Raw genomic sequence first — 22,742 nt, forward strand, 5'->3', positions numbered from 1 at the left:
TGCAATGGCTGAATATGTTGAAGTAGATGTTCGCGGTCTGTCCTGTCCGGAGCCGGTTCTGCTGGCGATGGACGCGATGCAGGATCACCCGGGGAAGCTGATCCGTGTGCTCGGTGACGAGGCGCACACCCGCAAGAATATCGAGAAAATGCTCGAGTATGAGAATAAGTCCGGTCAGACGACCGTGCGTCCGGACGGGTGCTTCGAGATCGTTTTTCAGGCGTAATGCGAGAGAAAAAGCCGTATCAGGTGCTCACCTTCCACACCACCGATGCCGCCATGGAGATGGAGTCGTTCTGCAAGCAGAACGGTATTGCCGGCCGGCTGGTGCCGGTGCCGCGCAGATTGTCCGCCGGATGCGGCATCGCGTGGCGCATGGAAGCCGAAGTTTACGCGCAGTATCAGACGGTTATCGCGGACTGCGGGATTGAGATCGAGCAGAGCGAGGTGTTGGTGTTTTAAGTAACCATATAGGAGAAACGAGGAAAAGTTCCGCCCTCAAATTTATCCACAGGTTTGTGCATATCTTCGTGGATATTTCCACAGGCACGCAGAAGCCGCAGACGAAAGTCTGCGGCTTTTCTCTTTGGCGTTTACTTGGTTCTGCCAATCTCCGTTGCCTTTCTCAACACAATCTGCGCTGTGTATATTTATGATGCAGATTGCAGCGGCAATCACACTCGGGTGTTATTTTCCGTCGTTTGCAATCGCGGTGTCAATATTCTCCTGCAGCTGCTTCATGCTGTTTTCGTTCGTGATGCCGCCGAGTACCGGTTCACCGACGATTTTTCCGTTCCGGTCGATAACATAGGTGGTCGGGAATGACATGATGTTCAGTGCAAACTTGCCTGCCTCGCTGCCGGATGCAAAGGTAATGTTGCGGTAGGATGCCCCCTTGGTCTGCAGAATCTGTTTAGCGGTAGCAATGGCATCCGCATTGTCATCGAGCGTTTCCGTATTGATGCCGATAACCTCGCCGCCCTGCGCCTTGACGGTCTGGTTCAGCTTATCCAGATCACCAAGTTCAGCCACGCACGGCTTGCAGCCGCTGAACCAGAAATTCACGACGGTGAACGCATTGTCTGCGAACAGGCTGCTGTCCACAGCGTTGCCGTCCAGGTCTTTGCCCTCGAAAGCGGGGAACGCGCCGCTGGCGGATGTGGTGGTGCCTTCCTCGGGCGGAAGTTCCTGCAGCTGGTCCTCCAGCTTGCGGACCTTGGCGGCATCGTCGGTCAGCGTCTTGTAGTCCTCGTCCGAGAGCTGGTCCTTGACGTTTTTAATCGCAAGATCGAGGACATCAGCGTAGTTGGTGCTCTGGGTGCTCTGCGACAGATTGTCCTTGTCGAGCGAATTCAGAGCCGTTGTCCACAGTTCCTGGTGCTGGTCGAGGATGGCGTTTTCCTCCGCTATCAGCTCGGAGACGGTTTTTGCCGGTTTGCCGCAGGCGGATGCGCCGAGCAGCAGGCTTACGGACAGGGCAAATGCGATCAGTCGATTCTTTTTCATTAGATGGTCTCTCCTTTGTCAGTCGTTTGGGTTTTATCGCCCAGACCGTAGCGGTAGCAGATAGCATCGGTCGGGCAGGCTTTCATGCACATGCCGCAGCGGATGCACTCGGCATGATTGGGATTTTTGGTGATGTCCACATCCATTTTGCAGGCTTTGGCACACGCGCCGCAGGATACGCACTTATGCGTATCCACCTGCATCTGAAACAGTGAAACACGGTTCAGCAGAGCGTAAAAGGCGCCGAGTGGGCACAGCCACTTGCAGAACGGACGGTAAAACAGCACGCTGCACACGATAACGGTCAGCAGAACGGCTGCTTTCCAGGTAAACAGTGCGCCGAGCGCAGCACGGATGCCGGAGTTGACCGCCGCCAGCGGCAGCGCGCCCTCGAGCACGCCCTGCGGGCACAGGTACTTGCAGAAGAACGGGTCGCCCATGCCGAGCTCGTTTGTGACAAGTACGGGCAGCAGCACCACCATGATCAGCAGCACCGCATATTTCACATAGCGGAGCGGCTTCAGCCTTTTGGTGGACAGCTTAGGCGAGGGGATTTTGTGCAGCAGCTCCTGAAACCAGCCGAACGGGCACAGAAAGCCGCAGATAAACCGTCCGAGCAGGACACCGAATAAAATCAGGATTCCGGTGATATAATAGGAAAATTTAAACTTTGATGAGCCAATCACCGCTTGAAACGCGCCAATCGGACACGCGCCGGCCGCACCGGGGCAGGAATAGCAGTTGAGTCCGGGCACGCAGACGGTCTTGCCGCTTCCCTGATATAGTTTGCCCTGTACAAAATTCGGCAGGTGGATATTGGTCAGCAGGGTGGCTGCCGCCTGTATCCAACCGCGAAAACGGGCTAAAACCGAAATATTTCTCTTATCCAATCCCAACACACTCCATACACAGGCGGATCGCCTTTGATAATACCGTATCGGCTTCGCCTCTCCACAGGCCGAACCCGATCATTGCAATGCCGACTGCCAGCAGGAAGAGCTGGGCGGCGGTTCTGTGCTTCAGCATTGTTATGCCCCTTTCGAAGTTGTTGACACCAGTATACCGTACGGGAGATAAAATCTGTGTTAAGGTGTTAAAAAAACAAAAATTTTTTGCAACAGATTTCGTTAACACAAATTTTATCCCTGTCTGGTATAATAAAGGTATGAAAATGCAAAGGAGGAAAGCTCATGCGGCTTTTGGTGATAGAGGACGAGCGTGATCTGTGCGAAGATATTGCGAAAAAACTGCGCCTGTCCGGTTATGAGGCGGACACTTGCGTTGACGGGGAGGCGGCGCTCGAGCTGCTGGCGGTGGAGCGCTACGATCTGGTGCTGCTCGACTTGAATCTGCCTAAGGTGGACGGTATGACCGTTCTGCGAACCCTGCGGGAGCACGATCAGGAAACCGGCGTGCTCATACTGTCGGCGCGAAGCGAAATTTCCGACAAGGTGGACGGACTGGATGCCGGTGCGAACGATTATCTGTCCAAGCCGTTCCATCTGGAGGAGCTGGAGGCGCGGGTACGCAGCCTGACACGCCGCCGGTTCGTCCAGCAGGATGTGTGCCTGCGGTGCGGCGGGCTGACATTTGACACACGCAGCCGCACGGCCACGGCAGACGGACAGACGCTTTCGCTCACGCGCAAGGAGAGCGGCATTCTGGAATATCTGCTGCTCAACCGAGGCAGACCCATCAGCCAGGAAGAACTCATCGAGCATGTGTGGGACAGCAGCGTGGACAGCTTCAGCAACTCCATCCGTGTGCATATCTCCATGCTGCGGAAAAAACTGCGTGCAGCACTGGGATACGACCCGATCCGCAACAAGATCGGTCAAGGCTACGAGATAGGAGCGGGCGAATGAGCAAACGAATTTCTGTCCAGTGGCGCATTACGATATTGACCGCGCTGCTCATCGCGGCGGCGTGTGTGAGCCTGAATTTACTGCTGTTTTACTCCGGCTCGGACAGCATGGATGCGCTGAACGGCTTTGTGGTGGAGTACAAAACGGGAAACCAGCAGGAAATGACCATTGAGATACCCCAAGAGAATATGCAGGCGTTCTTCAGCGGCTTTTCTCAGCAGGTGAGTGCAGAAAAGGTGCGTTTCGAGCGCATGGGCTGGTGCATCACCGCGCTGGTGACACTGCTGAGCGCCGTCATCGCGTATTTCGTCAGCGGACGGGCGCTCAAGCCGCTGGGCGATTTTGCGCGGCAGACCGGGCAGATCAACGAGGAAAGCCTGACCGACACCCGCCTGTCCGAGGACACGACCGCCGAGTTCCGGCAGCTGAGCCGGTCGGTCAACGCCATGCTCGACCGTCTGGCGCAGTCATTTGACACGCAGCGGCAGTTCACCGGCAATGCGGCGCACGAGCTTCGCACGCCGCTGGCGCTCATGCAGACACGGATCGAGCTTTTTGCGGCGGAGCATCCACAGATGGATGCCGAAACAGCCGCGCTGCTGCGCTTTGAGCAGGAACAGCTCGAGCGCCTGAGCGCCCTTGTACGCACGCTGCTGGAAATGAGCGACCTGCAATCCGTGCCGCGCACGGACTGCATCGACCTTGCGCCGATGGCCGAGGAAGTGCTGGTCGATCTGACGCCGCTGGCGCAGAAAAACGGTATCACACTCACGCAGACAGGCGAAAACGTGCAGCTTGTCGGCAGTGATGTGCTGCTGTATCGGCTGCTGTTCAATTTGACAGAGAACGCGATCAAGTACAACCGCACAGGCGGCTCGGTGGAAGTGTCTGTCGAGCGGGAAGGCGGTCAGGCGGCAATCCGCGTGCGGGATACCGGTCCGGGCATTGCCGAGGAGTACCGGGACAGCATCTTTCAGCCGTTTTTCCGCGTGGATAAGTCGCGCAGCCGCGCAATGGGCGGCGTGGGACTGGGACTGGCGCTCGTGCAGGAGATTGTCCGGCTGCATGGCGGCACAGTGCGCGTTGAACAGAGCGCAGATACGGGAACAACAATTCTGGTAACACTGCCGGTTGGAAAAGCGGCTTGACGCGCAAATTGAGGGTATATATACGCGCTGTCTTAACAGTATACACGGTTTACACCCGCTCTGAAATCCAGTATAATTTAGACAGTACAACGGATAGGAGAGCACATTACAGTATTCGGAGGTGCACGCCATGCCAAAATCGAAATGGAATCTGAACACGATCTACATATCCGAGCGGCTGCAGGAGAGCCTGCGGCCAATCTCGCGCTGTGCCATGACGACCGTGGTTGCACCCATGGGCTACGGCAAAACGACGGCGGTGGAGTGGTATCTCGCGGAACGTGCCAGAGCCGAAGCACCGTACATTGTGCGCATCAGTGTGTACTCGGGCAATCTTGCGATTTTCTGGAAAAGTGTGCAGGATGCCTTTGCGCGTGCAGGCTTTGCCTTTCTGCGGGAGTACGACTGTCCGACCGACGGAGCCAGCGGCGGACTTCTGATCGACGATCTGTGTCATGCGCTGACCGAGCGGGAATATGAGATTGTCCGGCTGATGGCACAGCGGCTGAACAACCGTGAGATCGCGGAAAAGCTGTATCTGTCCGAGGGCAGTATCCGGCAGTATGTGAATCAAATCTATACCAAACTGCAGATAGCAGGAGAGCCGCGCGCAAAGCGCAAGCTGCTGCTCGACCTGCTTGCGGATAAAAACTAACAACTTGTGAATGGTTTTTTGGAAAGGTTCACCGTATCCTATAGGTACGGTGAACCTTTCATTTTGTGTAAGCGAGAGGAGGTACGCATTTGGACCGGAAATACATTCAGTCAGTCAAACCGCTGACCGACCACGTTCTGCAGGTCGATTTTATCTCCGGCAGCCGCCTGCTGCTGGATATGAAGCCTTATCTGGATAAATTCCGATTCCGGTCACTTTCCGACCCGCAGGTGTGGAACAGCGCGGTGACAAACGGTATTTTTGTCCGCTTCGGTGATGTGGAGATGAGCCATAACGAGCTGTTTTCCATGGCCGAGCAGGAGCACTGAAACAGAAAAGGAGGAGAATGGCATGAGTAAAAAGCAGATAATACGACGGCGAGGTTTGTGCGGACTGCTGGCGGTGGCGATGTGTATAGGGGTGCTGCCCCCAACAGCCGGGGCAGCCGTGACGGCAGAAAACGACTGGGAGATCTTTGATGCCTCGGACACCTACAATCTGCCGGGCACACAGGAGCAGATTTTGCAGGAGATGATCCAGAATCCCGAATTTGCGGAGAAGTGGGCGGCTATTGCGAACAATGTTCTGCCAAAAACGTACTATAACGACAACAATGACCAAGGCTATCATGAGCCGTATACCGCTCTGACAGCGGCAGATTATGCGAAGGTACAGTATACAGCCAAGGGTCTGCGGGATGCTGTCAGCAGCGTCGTTGACCAGAGCGCGGTTCTGAGCGGCTCGGGTGTTTTGAACAGCCTTCCGGAAGAAGAAACCCCGGTTTATTATGTCTCTACCAGAGCGGAGAAGGAACGCGATAACCATCACTCTTATGTATGCACCGGCTACGGTTACTATGTGCAGGCGTTCTACGACTTCGAAATTCAAGGCATTGCGGACCGGTTTGAAACGCCCTCCATCGCGGCGGACGACACAACGGCGTCGCTCGAGCAGAAGGGCTACCAGTTTAATCTGGGCGGCAGCTCGGACAGCTACAAGGTGACGGCGGAAAACTGCAACGACTTCGAAAACACGGTCGAGAAAAGCTATACCTATGAAAAGAGCACCACTACCTCGACCACGGTCTCCAATACCTATTCGCAGAACTGGACCGAGGAGACCACGGTAGGCGTTGAATTCAGCGTGCCCGTTCTGACTGCACTTTCGCCCACTGCCAAGGTAGAGCAGAGCTTTTCCTACTCCTACGGCATGGAAAAGACCTACGAGAGCAGCAAGGAGGAGTCCTACGCGCAGTCCATTACGGATACCATCTCCGTACCGCTGCCGGCACATACGGGCATTGACATCAATGTTGATGTGACCGACCTGCAAACGACCATCCCCTATACCGGCGCGGTGTACATCAAATATAAGACCATGATTCTCTCAGCCACCGGTTATCATGTAACCAAAGTGAATGGCACCAGTGCAGATAGATGGAAAGGACGGGAGTTTAAGCAGTATACCTTCGGCCGAGACGGCAGAAGCGCAATCGAAGATCTGGATGCCCGCATCGAAAACCGGAATGTCTCCGGCTACGACCCCGACAAGCTGGACATGAACACCCTGTATCAGGGAGCATTCAAGACGGCAGCCGATCAGCTGCGCTCCGGTCAGCCGGTCGCGCCGTACTTCGGTTCGTTCCATTACACCTCCAAGAACACCGTCATCACCCCGCAGAAGGTGTACCCGATCTATGCGCTCGATCGTCTGGTGCCTGATACCGAACAGGTCTCGCTGTACGAGGAGCAGACCGTGCGTCTGGACAGCATCAAGGTTGAGGCGAAGAATGAACACGACGTGGACTGGTACGGCTTCAATCCCCGCCTGAGCGGCGAATGGACGGTTGTGGACGAGGGGCTGAACGACGCTTCGGAGTACGCCGAGGTCACGACAAACCGCAACGGCTACCCTGTTCTCAAGGCGCTCAAGCCGAATGACGGAGCACAGCTGTTCCTGCGCTATCAGCCGAAGGATACGATCGAAACAACGGATAATTTCAACAGCGAGCTGATTGAACTGACCATCCTGCCCGTTGTGCTTTCCTCGGTTACGGTAGAGGGCAGCTTTGAGCCGTTCTACTTCAACGACGGCAGCAACACCGCCGATGTTTCCGCACTGACTGTGACCGCTCTGGACGAGGACGGCAACGATTTTGATGTAACCGGCAAGGTCAAGTGGTATGCAGAAGCAAACGATGACATTACGGTTGACGAAACCACGGGCAGCATCAGGTTTACCGCACCGGGAACCTATCAGATCTATGCCGTAGTGAACGGCACGGAATCCAACCGTGTACCGCTGCAGGTTCTGCCCGAGCGGCAGCTCGATACGCTGACCGTGAACGGCACGATTCCCGATCTGATCTATAACGACGATACGGCGAACACCTTTGACCTGAGCACGCTCGATGTGGAGGCCAAGGATCAGTACGGCGAGGACATGACGCTCCAAAATGACCGGTTCGAGTGGCGGCTTGCCTTGGATAAGGGCTATGCTGCAATCAGCGGCAGCACAATCACCGGCCTTGTAGTCGGCACGGATACCGTTACCCTGTATTATCCGGTCGGACAGGACGAGCAGGGCGAAACGATCTATCGGACGGCACAGCCGCTGCCCGTACAGGTGACGGCAAAGCCCTATCTGAATGAGCTGTATTATAATGACGGCGCTCCCGCCGCAGTAGAGGGCGCAGCGTATGATCTGTCCCGCATCCCTCTGCTGGCGCGCGATCAGCACGGCAATCCCTGTGGAATTCCGTCGGACATCGAGTGGACGCTGGCAGACACCAATCAGACCAATGCCACGATTGAAAACGGAAAACTGCTCGTTGCGGTTGGCAGTGTTCCGGATGCCTCCTATGCGGATGTGATTCTGGAAGCCTCCTCTGCCTCTGCCGGCAAGACTGCAAAGAATGTCGTTGTTAAGGTCGAGCAGCAGCCGACCCTCAAGACAATCCGCGTCGACATGAAGGACGGTTTTGTCCTGCGGCTGGATGAAAATGCGATTCTTGCAGATCAGTTTACCGCTGCCGGCTACGATCAGTATGGCAGAGAAATGACCGGCGGCAGCTTTGAATGGGTTACCTCCAAGCCGGATGTGGTTTCGCTGGAAAACGGAACGCTCAAGGCACTGAAAGAGGATTCTACCGAGATCTATGCCCGTTCCGGTGACATCGAGAGTAACCACATTACGCTGACGGTCAATGCCCCGAGACGGCTGACTGCAATCACCGCAGACGGAATTCCGTCGTCCGTTCGGAAAAACACGACGCTGGATCTGTCTGCAGCTAAGGTAACGACGCTCGATCAGTTCGGCAAGGCCTTTACTCCGGAAGAGCTGGCGGCCTATCCGGCTTCTGTACGATGGACGCTGGAAAAGAATGATACGCACGCCGTTATCAGCGGAAATACACTCAGCTTTGGTGATCAGGATGGCACAATGACCCTGATCTGTGCTGCGGTCAACGCAGATACCAGTGTGATCGCTGAAAAGAAGATCAGCATCCGCATCACAGACTCTACCTCCGGCGGCGGTTCCTCCGGCGGCGGTGGAGGAGGCGGCGGCGGAAGCGTCTCCATTCCCGACACCAAGATCCCGACCGGCATCTATGAGCACGGCACCGTCACCGTATCTCCCGAGTCTGCCTCCAAGGGCGACACTGTGACCATCACGGCAACCCCTGACAAGGGCTACACCCTCGAAAGCCTGACCGTGCTGGACAAGGACGGTAAGGCGCTTGCGCTGACCGACAAGGGCAGCGGCAAGTACACCTTCGTCATGCCTGCAGGCAGGATCACGGTGAAGGCAGTCTTTATGGACGACAACACCATGCTCAACTTCTTCACTGATGTGCACGTGGAGGATTATTACTATGACGCAGTCTTCTGGGCGGCGCAGAAGGGCATTACCGGCGGCATGAGCGACACGCTGTTCGCTCCAAACGCTGCCTGCCCCAGAGCGCAGATTGTAACCTTCTTGTGGCGCGCGGCAGGCTCGCCCGAGCCGAGTGCGTTGAGCAACTTTAACGATGTGCCTTCTGACAAGTATTACGCTAAGACAGTCGCGTGGGCAGTCGAGAATGGTATTGCGGTAGGCACTACAGCTGCTACGTTCAGCCCGGATGACACCTGCACCCGTGCTCACGGCGTTACCTTCTTGTATCGTGCGGCCAAGGCGACGGCTTCGGTCGGTGCATCGGCATTTACCGATGTGGCCGACAGCGCCTACTACGCCGATGCGGTCAAGTGGGCAACCGAGCAGGGCATTACCAAGGGCATCAGCAGCACGCTGTTTGGTCCGGATGAGACCTGCACTCGTGCACAGATCGTCACGTTCCTGTACAGACTGTACGGCAGCAAATAAGCAAATCAACCGATAGAAAGCGGCGGCAGGGGAATACCCCTGCCGCCGTTTGTTTAGCGATTCTTCGCGCTATCTCACGCTTTGGAGCGAGAGGCATTCCCAAACAAATCGCTGCGATAAGAGCAGGAGAAACGGGGAAAATGTCATAGTTTCGGCAAATCTGCGGCAGTATGTCATAATTTCTTCTTTTTTTGTAAAACCCTGTTGACAAAACACGACAGATGCGCTATAGTGTGGATAAAAGAAGATGATGCAGTCGCTTTGACCGCATCTCAAACGATAATGGCAAACCCACCGAAAGGTGGCGACGCAAAGCTATAGGGCCTTACCCCTCATCGAGAGGGCTGGCAGCCAGTTACCGAAAGGAGATCGCCGGATATGAAGCGGCTTTTTCGTATTGCATGCGCAGTTTTTGCAGCAGCTGCCCTCTCGATGGGCATTACCGCAGCAGCAGCAAATGATGTTGTGGATATGAGTAATTCCACCCACGGTTATGTTACCGTAAACTACTCCTCGAGTGCAAGACTCAAGGTTGGTATTCAGTACAACGACGGCAAGACCGTATTCTATGATTGCCCGAGCGGCAAGGATGCTTCCTTCTCTCTCGATAAGGGCAACGGCAAGTACACCGTAACGCTGTACCGCAACGTTTCCGGTACGTCCTATCAGCAGGTCGAGTCCAAGTCCATGAACGTAACCGTTAAGGACAGCTACGCTCCGTATCTGGCCTCCACTTCCGAGGTTCAGTTCTCCAAGGGTGATACGGTATCCGCTAAGGCTGCTGAGCTCTGCAAGAACGCCAAGACCGACGAGGCTAAGGTTATCGCCATCTACAACTATATGGCAAGCCGTTATACTTATGATAACAAGCTGGCAAATGAGATCACCAGTGGCAAGATTACCAAGTACATCCCGGATACCGCCGCTACCCTGAAGGGCACCACCGGTATCTGCTACGATTTTTCCTCGCTGTTTGCAGCAATGTGCCGCAGCCAGGGCATCCCGTGCGCACTGACCAAGGGTTACGCCGGCTCCAGCTACCACGCTTGGAATAAGGTAAACCTGAATGGCGAGTGGTATCAGATTGATCTGACCTACGCGGTTACCCGCAGCGTGAAGAACGCAAAAACCCTGCATGATTGCGTATCTCCGCTGACCTACACCAATACCAGCGATGCGCTTGCAGTAGTTGCGGCTTAACACTTTTTCATTTTATTTTGTATGCAAATGGTCCTGATAGGGTATGTTTATGCCCAATCAGCGGCGATTTCTTGCATAAAAAACGATTCCGGATTGAAACTCTTCTTCGTTTTTACAGTATTTGCTTGTTATTCGCGGACATTTATGGTATACTAAAGAAGAGGATTCGGAGGGTTTCTGTCCGGCTCAGGCAAAGGGCTGTGTATGCAGTCCGGCGTGTCTGCCGACAGAAAAGATCGTAAAATTCTGTGCATGACTTCCGTAAAGGGATACAGGTACAGACAAAGGCACAGCCGGTGAAAACCGGTGTCGCAAAGCCAGTTGGGCCTAAACGGAGGTTTTTTCCTCTCCGCATGGCAGCCGGTTGCCGAAGGTACTTTGTACCCCCTTGCAGAGCTATGCGCGCTGTAAAGGGGGTATTTTATTTGGAGGTTGAAACTGCATTGCATTCTGAGATTATCGCAAACCCACAAACACATGATCTGTGCGGCTCGTTGAGGAGCAAGTTGTACAGACAAAGGCACCATCGGTGAAAGCCGGTCTCGCAAAGCCAGGGGCCTAAACGGAGGTTTTTTTCTCTCCGCATGGCAGCCGGTTGCCAGAAATACATTTGCAATCCCTCTCGATCAGCATGCACGCTGACCAAGGAGGTATTCCTATGTTAAAAAAGAATATGCGTAAACGTCTGCTCGCAGGAGCACTTGCGACTATCATGGCGCTGACCATGTGCCCGACCTGGGCGCTGGCCGGCGATGAAGGCATCACCACCCTTCCGTCACCGGAAGACCAGATGTCGGTTGTTGACAGTACTTCCGCAGAAGACGCCATTCAAAAAACTCCCGATGCCGAGACCCAAGGGCAGACTGAGCCTCAGGATACTGCACAGGCAGGACAGATTGAGAATCCGGATCCTGCACAGGCACCGTCCGGCGGTACGGACATCGAGGAGACTGGCAATAATAGCAATTCCAATGAAAATGATTCTCAGAATAATGATGCAGTAAGCAATTCTCCGGCGAATACAATTAGCGTGCAGGAGGTTCAAATCGACCGCGCATGGAATTGGCAGCAGGAAGCCAAGTACTTCGTGCTTCTGCCGAACCGTGATAAGCCGACGAGCGGCGAAAGCCAGGGCCAAGAAAGCTACCTGCCGAATGACACCTCGGACGGCGGCGTTACCGACCGCGACAATTTCAAAGGCTACAAAGGCTATCTGACCGCGAAGGGCAAGAAGATTGCTGATAAGAATTACAGCATCTACGATGCCACGAACGGTTATACCAAGATTGATGGCGTTGAAAGCGAATATCTGGATCCTCCGGAAAACCTCGGTTTCTTCACCAAGGCCAACTGGTCGGAAGATGGCAAAACCTACATCAAGGATTCCAATCCCTCTGATCCGTTCTCGGTACTGGGCGAAAACTTTAATGTGAATAATATTAGAGTTGTATGGTACACCATTAAGTATCAGGTAGACGGCTATCATGTCGACGGCTATGTAGCCGGTGTTCCGGTTAAGGTTACTTATCATTCTAACTATGGTACTATCCCCGGCACGACCGACGATTCCCGCGAAGTTGCTGCAATGAGCGGTGATACATATACCGTTCTTGATAACATGTTCACCGTCCCGACCGGATTCAGCTTCGGCGGCTGGTATGTTGACGGTAACAAGTATGAAGTTGGCTCTAAGCATCTTCTGATGACCGACCTGCATCTGTACGCAAAGTGGATTCCGAATCCGTATACTGTAACTTGGAAGATTTCTGAGGACGCAGAGGATTCTCTCGATACTCAGGCGGTAAACTACAATGGTTATCCGACTAAGGATCCGAAGGATCAGGCAAGCAAGGCTTCTGACGCTCAGTATGATTACAGGTTCAAGGGTTGGAAGCTGGCAGGCACTGCAGATACTGCACTGGTAGATCCGAAGGAACGCGCAGTGACTGCGGACGTAACCTACATTGCGGTATTCGAGCCGGTAACGCGCCAGTACACGGTAACTTGGAAGAACTCGGATGACGCTGTAGATCCTCTCGATACTCAGGCGGTAAACTACAATGGTTATCCGACTAAGGATCCGAAGGATCAGGCAAGCAAGGCTTCTGACGCGCAGTATACTTACGAGTTTGCAGGTTGGAAGCTGGTAGGCACTGAAGATACTGCACTGGTTAATCCGAAGGAACAAGCAGTTACTGCGGACGTAACCTACATTGCAGTTTTTAAGCCGATTGCCCGCCAGTACACCGTAACTTGGAAGAATGCTGATGACGCTGTAAATGCTCTCGATACTCAGACGGTTGCTTACAACAACAAGCCGACTAAGGATCCGAAGGATCAGGCAAGCAAGGCTTCTGACGCGCAGTATACTTACGAGTTTGCAGGTTGGAAGCTGGCAGGCACCGCAGATACTGCACTGGTTGACCCGACTACTATCGCAGTGGTTAAGGACGTAACTTACATCGCAGTATTTAAGCCGATTACCCGCCAGTATACCGTAACCTACTACGTTGACGGCGAGAAGCAGGGTGACGAGGAGACTTATAACTACGGCACTCTGGTAAAGATTCGTGGCAACGCTGTTAAGGAAGGCCATACGTTCTCTGGCTGGAAGATCGGTAGCGAAGCTGCAAAGGATTTTGAAATCAAGAGCAACGTTATCATCCAAGGCTTCTTTACACAGAATACGAAGCATTACACCATCAATAAGCACTTCTACAACGAGAAGGACGTTGAGGTTAAGGCAGAGAACGGCGAGACCAAGACCGGCAATGAGTATGCACTGGTTGCTGAGCTTTACAAGGATGATGCAGTAAACCAGACCGTTGACGGCAAGACCTACGTTTACGTTCCGGGTCTGACCAAGGTTACCGATAACCTTGAAAAGCTGACCAAGGACGTTACCATCGACCTGTACTACTACCTTGACGTCAAGGGCGGTGAGAAGCCGGACGAGACCGGCAATGGCACCCCGGACGCATGGGAGTACCGTCTTGCATTCAAGGTTGTAAACGGCGAGTGGAACAACGGCGGCAACGCTGACATCGTTGTTTACGTTCCGTTCAAGGACTATAAAAACGGCGATGAGCTTAAATACGTTGTGGTTCCGATCACCCGTATCCCGGCCGTGGGTGACAAGCCGAACTCCGGCTACCGTGCTGGTTCCTGGGATACGATTCCTGTCGGTAATGCAAAGGTTGAGAAGGACACCGTATTCACCTACACCTACGCAAGAAGATCTTCTTCCGGCGGCGGTGGCGGCGGCAGCCGCAAGCCCACCGTTACCATTCCGGATAATGTACCGACCGGTCTGAACGGCGATGACCACTATGCTTACATTGTAGGCTATCCGGACAGCACCGTTCGTCCGCAGAACGGCATTACCCGCGCTGAGGTAGCAACCATTTTCTTCCGTTTGCTCACCGACGAGACCCGCAATGCAAACTCCACCAAGTCCAACAGCTACTCTGACGTAGCAGCCGGCGCATGGTACAACCACGCTGTTTCTACGCTGAGTGCTATGGGCATCGTAAAGGGCGACAGCCAGGGCAAGTTCAATCCGAATGCGCCGATCACCCGTGCGGAGTTCGCTGCGATCGCAGCTCGTTTTGACGACAAGGCCAACACGGCCGCTGTTGACTTCAGCGACATTGCATCCCACTGGGCAAAGAACGAAATCAGCGCCGCTGCCAACAACGGCTGGATCAACGGTTATACCGACGGCACCTTCCGTCCGAATAACAAGATCACCCGTGCCGAGGCAATGACGCTCGTAAACCGCGTCCTCAAGCGCCTTCCGGAGACTGCAGAGGACCTGCACAACGACATGATCAAGTGGAGCGACAACTCCGATACTTCCGCATGGTATTACCTGGCCGTACAGGAGGCTACGAACAGCCACTATTACGACATCAAGGAAAACAAGCACGAGAAGTGGAGCAAGCTGCGCGAAACTCGTGACTGGACCGAACTGGAAAAGTAAATACTTTCCTGTAAGGGCGAACGAATCCCCCGGCCATTGGTCGGGGGATTTTATTGCTCTGATAGTTTTTTCTAAAGGAAACAAATTTCGGCAAATTTTTCTTGTCAAAATTATAACATATTGCCCTTGTGGTTTTTATATCATAGGTTCATAATAGGGATTGCCGAAAGGGAAAAAGAGGAATTCAAAAAGTAGGCTTTTCGGTGATTTTTATGCGAAAGTCATGCTTTTGCAGCCGGTATAGAGGAGGAGATAATATGATCAGCTTTATCGTATGCTTATTATTATTGATCACCGGCTATCTTACTTATGGTAAAATTGTAGACAAAACCTTTGGCCCGGATGACCGGGAAACGCCGGCAGTTCGCATTAACGATGGCGTTGACTACGTTGTCATGCCACAGTGGAAGCTGTTTCTGGTACAGCTGCTGAACATCGCCGGCCTTGGCCCGATCTTCGGCGCACTGCAGGGCGCGCTCTGGGGTCCGGTCGTATTCCTGTGGATCACATTCGGTACCATTTTTGCCGGCGGCGTACACGATTATTTCTCCGGCATGATCAGTGAGCGAAACGACGGTGCCTCCATCGCAGAGGTTACCGGCAAGTACCTCGGTCACACCATGCAGAATATCATGCGTGTGTTCTCGGTTGTACTGTTGATCATGGTTGGCACGGTATTTGCAGTCGGTCCGGCCGGTTTGATCGTTACGCTGTGCAAGAGCAACGGTGTGTCCGGCGTGCTTTCGACCACGCTGTTCTGGCTGATCCTCATCCTGGTTTACTACTTTATTGCAACCTTTATTTCGATCGATAAGATCATCGGTAAGGTATACCCGCTGTTCGGCATGTGCCTGATCATCATGGCGGTCGGTGTTATCATCGGTATCTTCACCAACCCGAATTACACCATTCCGGAGATTTGGTCTCACCTGTACAATATGCATCCGTCCGGTACGCCGGTATGGAGCTTCATGTTCATCACGGTTGCATGCGGTGCAATTTCCGGCTTCCATTCCACGCAGTCGCCGCTGATGGCTCGCTGCATGAAGAACGAGAAGCAGGGTCACTTCGTATTCTACGGCGCAATGGTAGCCGAAGGCATTATCGCACTGATCTGGGCGGCAGCCGGCTGTGCTCTGTATGAGGTCACCGGCGGTCTCAACACCGGTCTGGCGGAAGCGCTGGCAGGCGGTCAGTCCGCAGCGATCTACGATGTATGCTCCAAGACCATGGGCGGCGTTGGTATTGCTCTGGCCATGATCGGCGTTGTTATCTGCCCGATCACTTCCGGTGATACCGCATTCCGTTCCGCTCGTCTGACACTGTCCGACTGGTTCCACATGGATCAGAGTTCGTACGCAAACCGCCTGAAGTTGTGCATCCCGGTACTCGGTATCGGCGCTATCCTCGGCATCGGCAATGCAACCGGTCTGATCGACTACACGGTTATCTGGCGTTACTTCAGCTGGACCAACCAGACGCTCGCTATGATCGTTCTGTGGGCAGCGGCTATGTACCTGTTCACCGAAAAGAAGAACTTCTGGATGGCAGCTGTTCCGGCTACGTTCATGAGTGCAGTTTCCTGCACCTATTTCATCCTCGCGCCGGAGTGCCTCGGCAGCCTGCTGAACAGCAAGACAGCGGACGGCACGGTAAACTACAATACCGCAGTGGCGTACCCGATCAGTATTGTATTCGCGGCACTGCTGCTCGCACTGTTCATTCGTGCGACCAAGAAGCGCAGCGCAAAGAAATCTGCTTGAATATAATAACATTGCTGCAGCCGGCCGTTTCTTTGTGCGGTCGGCTGCGGCCATCCATAACGATAATTGCGGGGTGACGGAAAATGTTGAAACCTTATCCGCTCAGCGCGGGGCGCATTGATGACGCGGCGCTTGCCGAGGATAAAAAAACCTGTCGGAAAATCGGTCCGTGCGGCATCGGCAGGCATGCCCTCTATTTGAACAGCTTTTTTGTTGACCGGTGGTATTATGTTCCGTTTTCCATGGTAACGCGTGTGTACAAGCGCGTTGCGATGAGCAAGGGCGGCTTTTCCGGCAAGGGCATTTTCGCCACGCTGTCCTATCTGGTCGTGGAGTTCGACGGCGGACAGAAGGTGTGCAATTTCAAGTATGAGCAGCAGGTCGATGAGTTTCTGAGCGTTATCCGAGCTGAGCACCCGTCTATTCCGTGTGTCAGCGCGGCGGCAGAGCAGCGCATTGCCGAGGAGAAGGCCCGTCGGGAGGAAGAAGAGCGCAATCGTCCGCCGATGAGCGCACAGGCGGAGAAAACCGTGCAGGCACTCGATAACGCAATCGACTATCTGGAGCGCCGTCCTGAGCTGGCCGAACGACTGAGCGCAGCCGCAAAACGCCGCCGGAACTTTCAGTGTACGAACGGCAGCTACCGCTGGGCCGCTATGGCGATCACACTGCTGGGATTTGCGGCGCTGGCTTACGGTATCGTTTCTTTCGTGCGTCACGGCTCGTTTTCGATTTATTTTACGCTGTTCGGTCTTGCCGCGATATTCACGTTTGCAGGTTTCAGCGTCCTGCCGACAGCACGCAACAACCGTGCCTCTATCATGCAGAATGATGCGCAGGCACAGGAGAAAATGCAGGCTTACCTTGCGGATTATCTGAATTTCCCGCTGCCGGCCCGCTATGCACATCCGGTTGTGCTGCGCCGCATGCAGCGTGCTGTCATGGATGGCCGCGCAGTGACCGCTGCGCAGGCGCTCGACGTTGTGAAGGCTGACCTGAAGGCGCTGAATGCGGATGTCACCGTCTCGCAGGAGGAATACGATGAGATTGTCGCCATCAAGCCCATGTTCCTCAATGCGGAGTATCAGTAACAATCAGATGATACAACTATCCCTCCCGGTTACAGCCCGGGAGGGATAGTTCGATTTGGGCGGTTCTGCTTTCATGATAAGAGCTTATTCTGTAAGCGAAAAGGACATTCCCGAGGGGTGGGAATGTCCTGCGAAAAAGAGTATCGATATGATCTGATTTAAGAGCACAGTCCGCATTTGGCACATGCAGACGGTGTGGCAGCGCAGCCGCCGAGGGCAGTCTCGCGCAGCTCGATAGGGATGCGGCGACCGACCGCGTACATGGTATCGAGCATTTCATCGAACGGGATAAACTGGTGAATGCCTGCGAGCGAGAGCTCAGCGGCAACGAGCGCGTTGGCTACGCCTGCCGCGTTGCGGTTCTGGCACGGATACTCGACCAGACCACCGACCGGATCGCAGACCAGACCGAGCATGTTCATCAGCACGGTGGAGGCCGCGTCAAGGCACTGCTCAGGCTTGCCGCCCATGAGCTCGACAGCTGCGCTGGCCGCCATTGCGGAAGCGATGCCGACCTCAGCCTGACAGCCGCCGACCGCGCCTGCAACGGTTGCGTTGCGCATGGCGAGGTAGCCGATCGCACCGGCGTTGAACAGGGCGTCGATCAGCCGTTCATCCGAGATGTTGTAGCGGTCCTGCAGGGCAAACAGCATGCCCGGCAGAACACCGGCGCTGCCTGCGGTCGGTGCTGCGACAATCAGCCCCATAGAAGCATTTACCTCAAGCACTGCCATCGCGTACTGCGCTGCTTTGTGCAGCACATCCCCGCAGATAGAGTGGCCTTTGGCCGCGTGCTGCGCCAGTTTTTTTGCCTCGCCGCCAATCAGGCCGCCCATGGACTTGACCGGCGTTTTGAGCGGTGTCAGCGCGGATGAGCGCATGATTTCGAGTGCCTTCTTCATACGGTGCGTGACCTCATCACGCGTGGTTTCGCCCAGCTGGCACTCGCGGCGGCGCATGATCTCGGAGATGGGGAGCTGCTGCTGCGTGCAGAGTGCAAGCAGCTCGGATGCGTTTTTGAAATCCATAATCTGCTCTCCTCCTTACGGTTCGATGATCATGACATCGTGGACGTTGGGATTGTTTTTGAGCGGTTCCTCAATGCCCTCGGGGAAATGACCGTCCGATTCGACGATCGTGTAAGCGGTGTTGCCCTTGGACTCGCGGAACAGGCGCATGAACGCAATGTTTACACCCTTGTCGCTCAGGACCTTGGTGATGTGCGCCACGACGCCTGGCTTGTCCTGCTGAACGACGATGACCGTGCTGTATTCACCGGTAAAGTCAACCTCAACGCCGTTAATGCGCGCGATGCGGCACTTGCCGCCGCCGAGCGACTCACCGCGGATGGTCATCACCTGACCGGCGGCGTTCTCCATGCGGATGTCCACCGTATTCGGATGAACATCGGTCTCGGTCTCACACGGCGTGAATGAGTAGGACAGACCGCGCTCGGTCGCAATCGAAAACGAATTGCGGATGCGGGTGTCATCGGTCGAAAAGCCCATGATGCCGCCGAGCAGCGCACGGTCAGTGCCGTGACCGTGGTAGGTCTTGGCGAACGAGCCGTACAGCGTGAAATCTACCTTTTTAAGCGGCGGCGCGATCATCTTGTGCGCCAGATACGCGATAACGGCTGCGCCGGCGGTATGGGAGCTGGAGGGACCGATCATATTCGGTCCCAGCACATCAAAAACACTGATAAAGGACATAGGGGATTCTCCTTACTGAGCGGAGGATTTGCAGATAAACCTGCGGTAGATGGTCTCCACGATCACGCCGATCGCGTTGTCGCCGGAGACGTTGCATGCAGTGCCGAACGAGTCCTGCGTGATGTACAGTGCAACCATGATGGCGCAGATCGGGCCGCTCGGGTCGCCGGCCTCGGTGCCGAAGATCATGTACAGGAAGGGCAGGGCGGTCATAATGGAGCCGCCCGGCGCACCGGGAGACGCCACCATGGCAATGCCGAGGGTCATGATGAAGGGAATGACCGTGCCGATGGAGATCGGCAGCTGGTTCATCAGGCAGACTGCGGTAGCGCAGGCTGTGATGGTGATCATCGAGCCTGCCATGTGGATGTTCGCGCACAGCGGAACGGTGAAGTTGCGGATTTCCGAGGAAACGCCGTCTGCCTCAGCGCACTGCAGGTTGACCGGAATGGTAGCCGCAGAGGACTGGGTGCCCAGTGCGGTTGCGTAGCCCGGAATCTGGTTGCGGATGAGCGTGAACGGGTTCTTGTGGCTGACCAGACCTGCAATGACAAACTGGATGCAGATGCAGATCAGGTGCATGATGATAACAACGATGAATACCTTCCACAGAATACCGAGGATGGCAAAGGTCTTGCCGGACTTGGTCATATCGGTGAACGTGCCGCAGATGTAAAGCGGCAGCAGCGGAATGATGACCTTGTGCAGTACGCAGTCAATGATGCCGGAGAAGTCGGAAACGCCGTTGTACAGCGTGTCGCCGATGGTCTTGCCGCGCAGGCTGGACATGCACAGACCGAGTACAAACGCCGTAACAACAGCGGACAGCGTGTTCATCAGCGCCGGAATTTCCAGGCTGAAGTACGGCTCCAGCGAGTTGCCTGCGGTTGCGGCGATCTTGTCGAGCGCATCCGCACTCATGAAGTGCGGGAACAGGGTGTCGGCTACAAAGAACGAAGCCGAGCCTGCGATCAGGGTCGAGCAGTAGGCGATGGCAACCGTAATGAGCAGCAGCTTGCCCGCGCCGCTCTTGAGGTTAGCAATGCCCATGGTAACATACGCGAGGATCATCAGCGGGATGATGAACGACAGGAACTGACTGAAGAACGACGAGAGCGTTACCACAAAGCGGCAGAAGCCTTCCGGCAGGAACTGGCCGAACAGGATGCCGACAATAATGGCGATGATGAGCTTGGGCAGTAATCCGAGTTTGAATTTTTTCTTTTCTTCCATTTCTTTTTCCTCCTTTTTTGGCGGGCAGCACCACACAATTTGAACTGCGGCACTTTGCGGAAAGTGCACCTGTTCGGTTATGCGATGTTACCCTTTGCGGCGCAGGCCGTTTGTTTGCCCCTCTTTGGTCTGCTGCCGTGGAAGTCTGCCGAGATTTTCTGCCTCCGGACACAAAAAGAACCGCTTATTTTAGGCGAAATGCTGTAAAATAGGACGCGGTTTTTGTGTAAAAAGGATAATTAAAAAATCTGTGGTAAACCTCCAATTTCTTTCTTGACCTCTTTGCAGATTTAGTATATTCTGTTTAATGGGTTAAGTCAAATTCATATATTTTATCATTTCGATTCAAAATATTGATAATATAGGGGAGAGAGGGAAATTCATGGAGCTTCGGCAGCTTGCAACCTTTATTCGGGTAGCACAGTTTAAGAGTTTTTCACGCGCAGCAGAGAGCCTCGGCTACTCACAGTCGGCGGTAACGGTGCAGATACGCCAGCTGGAGGAGGAACTGGACACACGTCTGTTCGACCGCATGGGAAAGCGTATCGCGCTGACCGACACGGGCGAGCGTTTTCTCAGCCACGCGTGCGACGTGATGAATCAGGTCAATCAGGCGCGCATGTCGGTCACATCCACGGCAGAGCTGCGCGGTTCGCTGCATATCGGCACGATTGAGTCGCTTGCATGTCTCAAGCTGCCGACAGTGCTGCATCTGTACCGTAAATTCAACCCGAAAGTGTCTATCCGTATCACGGTCGGTGAGCCGGAAGAATTGATCGAGCACATGGAACGCGGCGAGCTGGACATGATCTATGTGCTTGATGAGCCGCTGTACAGCAACAACTGGAACAAGTTGATGGAGCAGCGCGAGGAGATCGTATTTGTGGCGTCTGCATCGCTGCGCGAGAAGCTGGGCGGAAAAGAGCTGACGATTGAGGAACTGCTTACGCAGCCGTTTTTCCTCACCGAGCAGGATAACTATCGCCGTGTACTCAACCGCCGTCTTGCCGCGCGGCGGACCATCCTTACGCCGTCGCTCGAGTGCGGTGATACCTCGCTGCTCATTCGCATGCTTGAGATTGACCGCGGTGTATCCTTTCTGCCGTGGTACGCAGTCGAGAACAGCGTAAAAGAGGGAAGGCTGATCCGTTTGTCGGTCGAGGACTGCTATATTTCGCTCTACCGCCAGATTTTCAGCCACAAGGAGAAATGGCGCACACGCGAAATGGATGAATTTGTCCGCGTGGCAAAGCTGGCGGACGCGGAAGAATAGGAGCATATAACAACATCCCACTTGTTGAAGCACAGCAAGTGGGATGTTTTTTATTCCATGACCGCCTGCACTACCCAGCGGGTTGCGTGCCCGTTGCCGGTGCAGGTGGAAAGCGTGAGGATATGGTCGTTTACGGTCGGTACTGCACCGGTGCGGATCACCGACAGGGAAATGCCTTCGTCAATGAAGGTTTTTTTGATCGTTTCGTCGGAAAACGCACTGTAATACGCGGTTCCGTCAAGCGCTGCCTCATAGGCCGCATAGATTCTGTACGCATGGGTTCCGCTTGCATTGGTCACATATACCTGCGGATGTGCCTGCAGGAAATCCTGCTTTTTGTAGTGCTTCAGCGCGGCAAACATCGAGCCGTTGTTCATCCGGTGACCGTACACGATGGTGTTAAAGCCGCTGAAATCGGCAGAGCAGCGGCAGTCCATGAAAATCGCGCCGACTGCGCTGCTGTTTTTGTTCCAGGTGTGTGTCAGATAATAGTCGTTGTCCGTGCCCTGCACCAGCGGATAGGAAATCTCGGTGCCCGGAATGGCAATCCAGCCGATGACATCACTGTTGACCTGCTGCAGAGCAGGCAGGTCCATCTGCTCCAGCGCCTGTGCATACGGGTCGGCAGACGGAGCGGGTTCGGGTTCGGTCTGCGTTTCCTGCTGCGGCTGTTCGGTCGGCTGCTGAACGGTTTCCGTCTCTGTCACTTCGGGTATCGCGGCAATCTCGGAAGCCTCGGCGTAGGCTTCATCGCCTGCACGGTAGCTCGTCATTTGGTGCACCAGCATGAATGCGCTGACGGCAAACACCGCTGTCAGAAAAAACAGTATCACAGTCCGTATTTGGGACTTCATACGCTCACCTCGTTTTTTGCATATTATTATAGTATATCTGATTTAAGTTGTAAAATTGGATATATTTCCTCGTTTGACAGAAAAAATTATATCTG

General features: G+C 54.5%; 19 protein-coding genes and 3 riboswitches. Of the genes, 12 read left to right on the forward strand and 7 right to left on the reverse strand.

All coding sequences use genetic code 11. The annotated features are described in order from the left end of the window. Nucleotides 1-4 precede the first annotated feature (4 nt). Both DWZ82_RS07490 and DWZ82_RS07495 read left to right on the forward strand, forming a co-directional pair. Nucleotides 5-226: a sulfurtransferase TusA family protein gene (locus tag DWZ82_RS07490; RefSeq protein WP_118284744.1), complete on the forward strand. Its 222-nt coding sequence runs from the start codon at nt 5-7 to the stop codon at nt 224-226. Continuing rightward, entirely contained in the window at nt 226-462 is a 237-nt protein-coding gene (locus DWZ82_RS07495; protein ID WP_118479861.1) for a DUF3343 domain-containing protein, read from the forward strand. Before DWZ82_RS07490 ends, DWZ82_RS07495 begins: the two co-directional genes overlap by 1 nt. Before the next feature lie 225 nt (nt 463-687). Here the strand turns inward: DWZ82_RS07495 and DWZ82_RS07500 are convergent, their stop codons facing one another. From DWZ82_RS07500 to DWZ82_RS07510, 3 genes are read right to left on the reverse strand one after another with little or no spacing between them, the layout of a single operon-like run. Further along, complete coding sequence (locus DWZ82_RS07500; protein ID WP_118479863.1) at nt 688-1,506, reverse strand: TlpA family protein disulfide reductase; 819 nt, start codon at nt 1,504-1,506, stop codon at nt 688-690. After that, on the reverse strand, nt 1,506-2,396 hold the full coding sequence (locus tag DWZ82_RS07505) for a 4Fe-4S binding protein (protein WP_118479865.1): 891 nt from the start codon (nt 2,394-2,396) through the stop codon (nt 1,506-1,508). The genes DWZ82_RS07500 and DWZ82_RS07505 overlap by 1 nt, the downstream gene beginning before the upstream one ends. Further along, complete coding sequence (locus DWZ82_RS07510; protein ID WP_110435619.1) at nt 2,389-2,532, reverse strand: CD1871A family CXXC motif-containing protein; 144 nt, start codon at nt 2,530-2,532, stop codon at nt 2,389-2,391. Before DWZ82_RS07510 ends, DWZ82_RS07505 begins: the two co-directional genes overlap by 8 nt. A 164-nt stretch (nt 2,533-2,696) precedes the next feature. Between DWZ82_RS07510 and DWZ82_RS07515 the strand changes: the two genes are divergently transcribed. From DWZ82_RS07515 to DWZ82_RS07555, 9 genes are all read left to right on the forward strand, one after another. Then, a complete protein-coding gene (locus DWZ82_RS07515; RefSeq protein ID WP_118479867.1) occupies nt 2,697-3,371 on the forward strand; it encodes a response regulator transcription factor in 675 nt (224 codons plus the stop codon). Beyond that, the gene (locus tag DWZ82_RS07520; protein ID WP_118479869.1) at nt 3,368-4,519 is read left to right on the forward strand and encodes a sensor histidine kinase; all 1,152 of its coding nucleotides are present in this window, start codon (nt 3,368-3,370) and stop codon (nt 4,517-4,519) included. The genes DWZ82_RS07515 and DWZ82_RS07520 overlap by 4 nt, the downstream gene beginning before the upstream one ends. Before the next feature lie 130 nt (nt 4,520-4,649). Further along, complete coding sequence (locus DWZ82_RS15150; protein ID WP_158575130.1) at nt 4,650-5,174, forward strand: response regulator transcription factor; 525 nt, start codon at nt 4,650-4,652, stop codon at nt 5,172-5,174. Between the two features lie 89 nt (nt 5,175-5,263). After that, nucleotides 5,264-5,503, forward strand: coding sequence for a DUF2442 domain-containing protein (locus tag DWZ82_RS07530; protein WP_110435615.1), 240 nt, complete (start codon nt 5,264-5,266; stop codon nt 5,501-5,503). A gap of 22 nt (nt 5,504-5,525) precedes the next feature. Further along, nucleotides 5,526-9,539, forward strand: coding sequence for an S-layer homology domain-containing protein (locus DWZ82_RS07535; protein ID WP_118479871.1), 4,014 nt, complete (start codon nt 5,526-5,528; stop codon nt 9,537-9,539). 274 nt (nt 9,540-9,813) lie between these two features. Beyond that, a riboswitch (cyclic di-GMP riboswitch) is annotated at nt 9,814-9,902 on the forward strand. 15 nt (nt 9,903-9,917) lie between these two features. Then, on the forward strand, nt 9,918-10,739 hold the full coding sequence (locus tag DWZ82_RS07540; RefSeq protein ID WP_118479873.1) for a transglutaminase-like domain-containing protein: 822 nt from the start codon (nt 9,918-9,920) through the stop codon (nt 10,737-10,739). A 276-nt stretch (nt 10,740-11,015) separates the two neighbouring features. Further along, a riboswitch (cyclic di-GMP riboswitch) is annotated at nt 11,016-11,111 on the forward strand. Between the two features lie 137 nt (nt 11,112-11,248). Continuing rightward, nucleotides 11,249-11,342, forward strand: a riboswitch (cyclic di-GMP riboswitch). A 55-nt stretch (nt 11,343-11,397) separates the two neighbouring features. Then, on the forward strand, nt 11,398-14,721 hold the full coding sequence (locus DWZ82_RS07545; protein ID WP_158575132.1) for an S-layer homology domain-containing protein: 3,324 nt from the start codon (nt 11,398-11,400) through the stop codon (nt 14,719-14,721). Nucleotides 14,722-14,978: 257 nt separating this feature from the next. Beyond that, nucleotides 14,979-16,484, forward strand: coding sequence for a carbon starvation CstA family protein (locus DWZ82_RS07550; protein WP_118479877.1), 1,506 nt, complete (start codon nt 14,979-14,981; stop codon nt 16,482-16,484). Nucleotides 16,485-16,567: 83 nt separating this feature from the next. Continuing rightward, a complete protein-coding gene (locus DWZ82_RS07555) occupies nt 16,568-17,575 on the forward strand; it encodes an ATPase P (protein WP_118479879.1) in 1,008 nt (335 codons plus the stop codon). Nucleotides 17,576-17,733: 158 nt separating this feature from the next. Here DWZ82_RS07555 and sdaAA read toward each other — a convergent pair whose 3' ends face one another. Genes sdaAA through DWZ82_RS07570 form a run of 3 tightly spaced genes read right to left on the reverse strand, consistent with a single transcriptional unit; the run spans nt 17,734 to nt 20,520 of the window. Further along, the gene (sdaAA, locus tag DWZ82_RS07560) at nt 17,734-18,603 is read right to left on the reverse strand and encodes an L-serine ammonia-lyase, iron-sulfur-dependent, subunit alpha (RefSeq protein ID WP_118479881.1); all 870 of its coding nucleotides are present in this window, start codon (nt 18,601-18,603) and stop codon (nt 17,734-17,736) included. Nucleotides 18,604-18,618: 15 nt separating this feature from the next. Continuing rightward, nucleotides 18,619-19,287, reverse strand: a complete 669-nt coding sequence (gene sdaAB / locus DWZ82_RS07565; RefSeq protein ID WP_110435608.1) for an L-serine ammonia-lyase, iron-sulfur-dependent subunit beta — start codon at nt 19,285-19,287, stop codon at nt 18,619-18,621. 12 nt (nt 19,288-19,299) lie between these two features. After that, complete coding sequence (locus DWZ82_RS07570; protein WP_118479883.1) at nt 19,300-20,520, reverse strand: dicarboxylate/amino acid:cation symporter; 1,221 nt, start codon at nt 20,518-20,520, stop codon at nt 19,300-19,302. 382 nt (nt 20,521-20,902) lie between these two features. Between DWZ82_RS07570 and DWZ82_RS07575 the strand changes: the two genes are divergently transcribed. Then, nucleotides 20,903-21,793 (forward strand): LysR family transcriptional regulator, encoded by an 891-nt coding sequence (locus DWZ82_RS07575; protein ID WP_118479885.1) that lies wholly within the window; start codon nt 20,903-20,905, stop codon nt 21,791-21,793. Between the two features lie 50 nt (nt 21,794-21,843). On the opposite strand, the gene srtB is transcribed toward DWZ82_RS07575, so the two are convergent. Beyond that, nucleotides 21,844-22,647: a class B sortase gene (srtB, locus tag DWZ82_RS07580; protein ID WP_118479887.1), complete on the reverse strand. Its 804-nt coding sequence runs from the start codon at nt 22,645-22,647 to the stop codon at nt 21,844-21,846. Nucleotides 22,648-22,742 lie beyond the last annotated feature (95 nt).

The sequence above is a fragment of the Butyricicoccus sp. AF35-5AC genome (assembly GCF_003477715.1).
Taxonomy (GTDB): domain Bacteria; phylum Bacillota; class Clostridia; order Oscillospirales; family Butyricicoccaceae; genus Agathobaculum; species Agathobaculum butyriciproducens.

Bases quoted from the DNA above. Each gene is read 5' to 3' on its own strand.
- DWZ82_RS07490 (WP_118284744.1), top strand. From the start codon at position 5: ATGGCTGAATATGTTGAAGTAGATGTTCGCGGTCTGTCCTGTCCGGAG.
- DWZ82_RS07495 (WP_118479861.1), top strand. From the start codon at position 226: ATGCGAGAGAAAAAGCCGTATCAGGTGCTCACCTTCCACACCACCGAT.
- DWZ82_RS07500 (WP_118479863.1), bottom strand. From the start codon at position 1,506: ATGAAAAAGAATCGACTGATCGCATTTGCCCTGTCCGTAAGCCTGCTG.
- DWZ82_RS07510 (WP_110435619.1), bottom strand. From the start codon at position 2,532: ATGCTGAAGCACAGAACCGCCGCCCAGCTCTTCCTGCTGGCAGTCGGC.
- DWZ82_RS07515 (WP_118479867.1), top strand. From the start codon at position 2,697: ATGCGGCTTTTGGTGATAGAGGACGAGCGTGATCTGTGCGAAGATATT.
- DWZ82_RS07520 (WP_118479869.1), top strand. From the start codon at position 3,368: ATGAGCAAACGAATTTCTGTCCAGTGGCGCATTACGATATTGACCGCG.
- DWZ82_RS15150 (WP_158575130.1), top strand. From the start codon at position 4,650: ATGCCAAAATCGAAATGGAATCTGAACACGATCTACATATCCGAGCGG.
- DWZ82_RS07535 (WP_118479871.1), top strand. From the start codon at position 5,526: ATGAGTAAAAAGCAGATAATACGACGGCGAGGTTTGTGCGGACTGCTG.
- DWZ82_RS07540 (WP_118479873.1), top strand. From the start codon at position 9,918: ATGAAGCGGCTTTTTCGTATTGCATGCGCAGTTTTTGCAGCAGCTGCC.
- DWZ82_RS07545 (WP_158575132.1), top strand. From the start codon at position 11,398: ATGTTAAAAAAGAATATGCGTAAACGTCTGCTCGCAGGAGCACTTGCG.
- DWZ82_RS07550 (WP_118479877.1), top strand. From the start codon at position 14,979: ATGATCAGCTTTATCGTATGCTTATTATTATTGATCACCGGCTATCTT.
- DWZ82_RS07555 (WP_118479879.1), top strand. From the start codon at position 16,568: ATGTTGAAACCTTATCCGCTCAGCGCGGGGCGCATTGATGACGCGGCG.
- sdaAA (WP_118479881.1), bottom strand. From the start codon at position 18,603: ATGGATTTCAAAAACGCATCCGAGCTGCTTGCACTCTGCACGCAGCAG.
- sdaAB (WP_110435608.1), bottom strand. From the start codon at position 19,287: ATGTCCTTTATCAGTGTTTTTGATGTGCTGGGACCGAATATGATCGGT.
- DWZ82_RS07570 (WP_118479883.1), bottom strand. From the start codon at position 20,520: ATGGAAGAAAAGAAAAAATTCAAACTCGGATTACTGCCCAAGCTCATC.
- DWZ82_RS07575 (WP_118479885.1), top strand. From the start codon at position 20,903: ATGGAGCTTCGGCAGCTTGCAACCTTTATTCGGGTAGCACAGTTTAAG.
- srtB (WP_118479887.1), bottom strand. From the start codon at position 22,647: ATGAAGTCCCAAATACGGACTGTGATACTGTTTTTTCTGACAGCGGTG.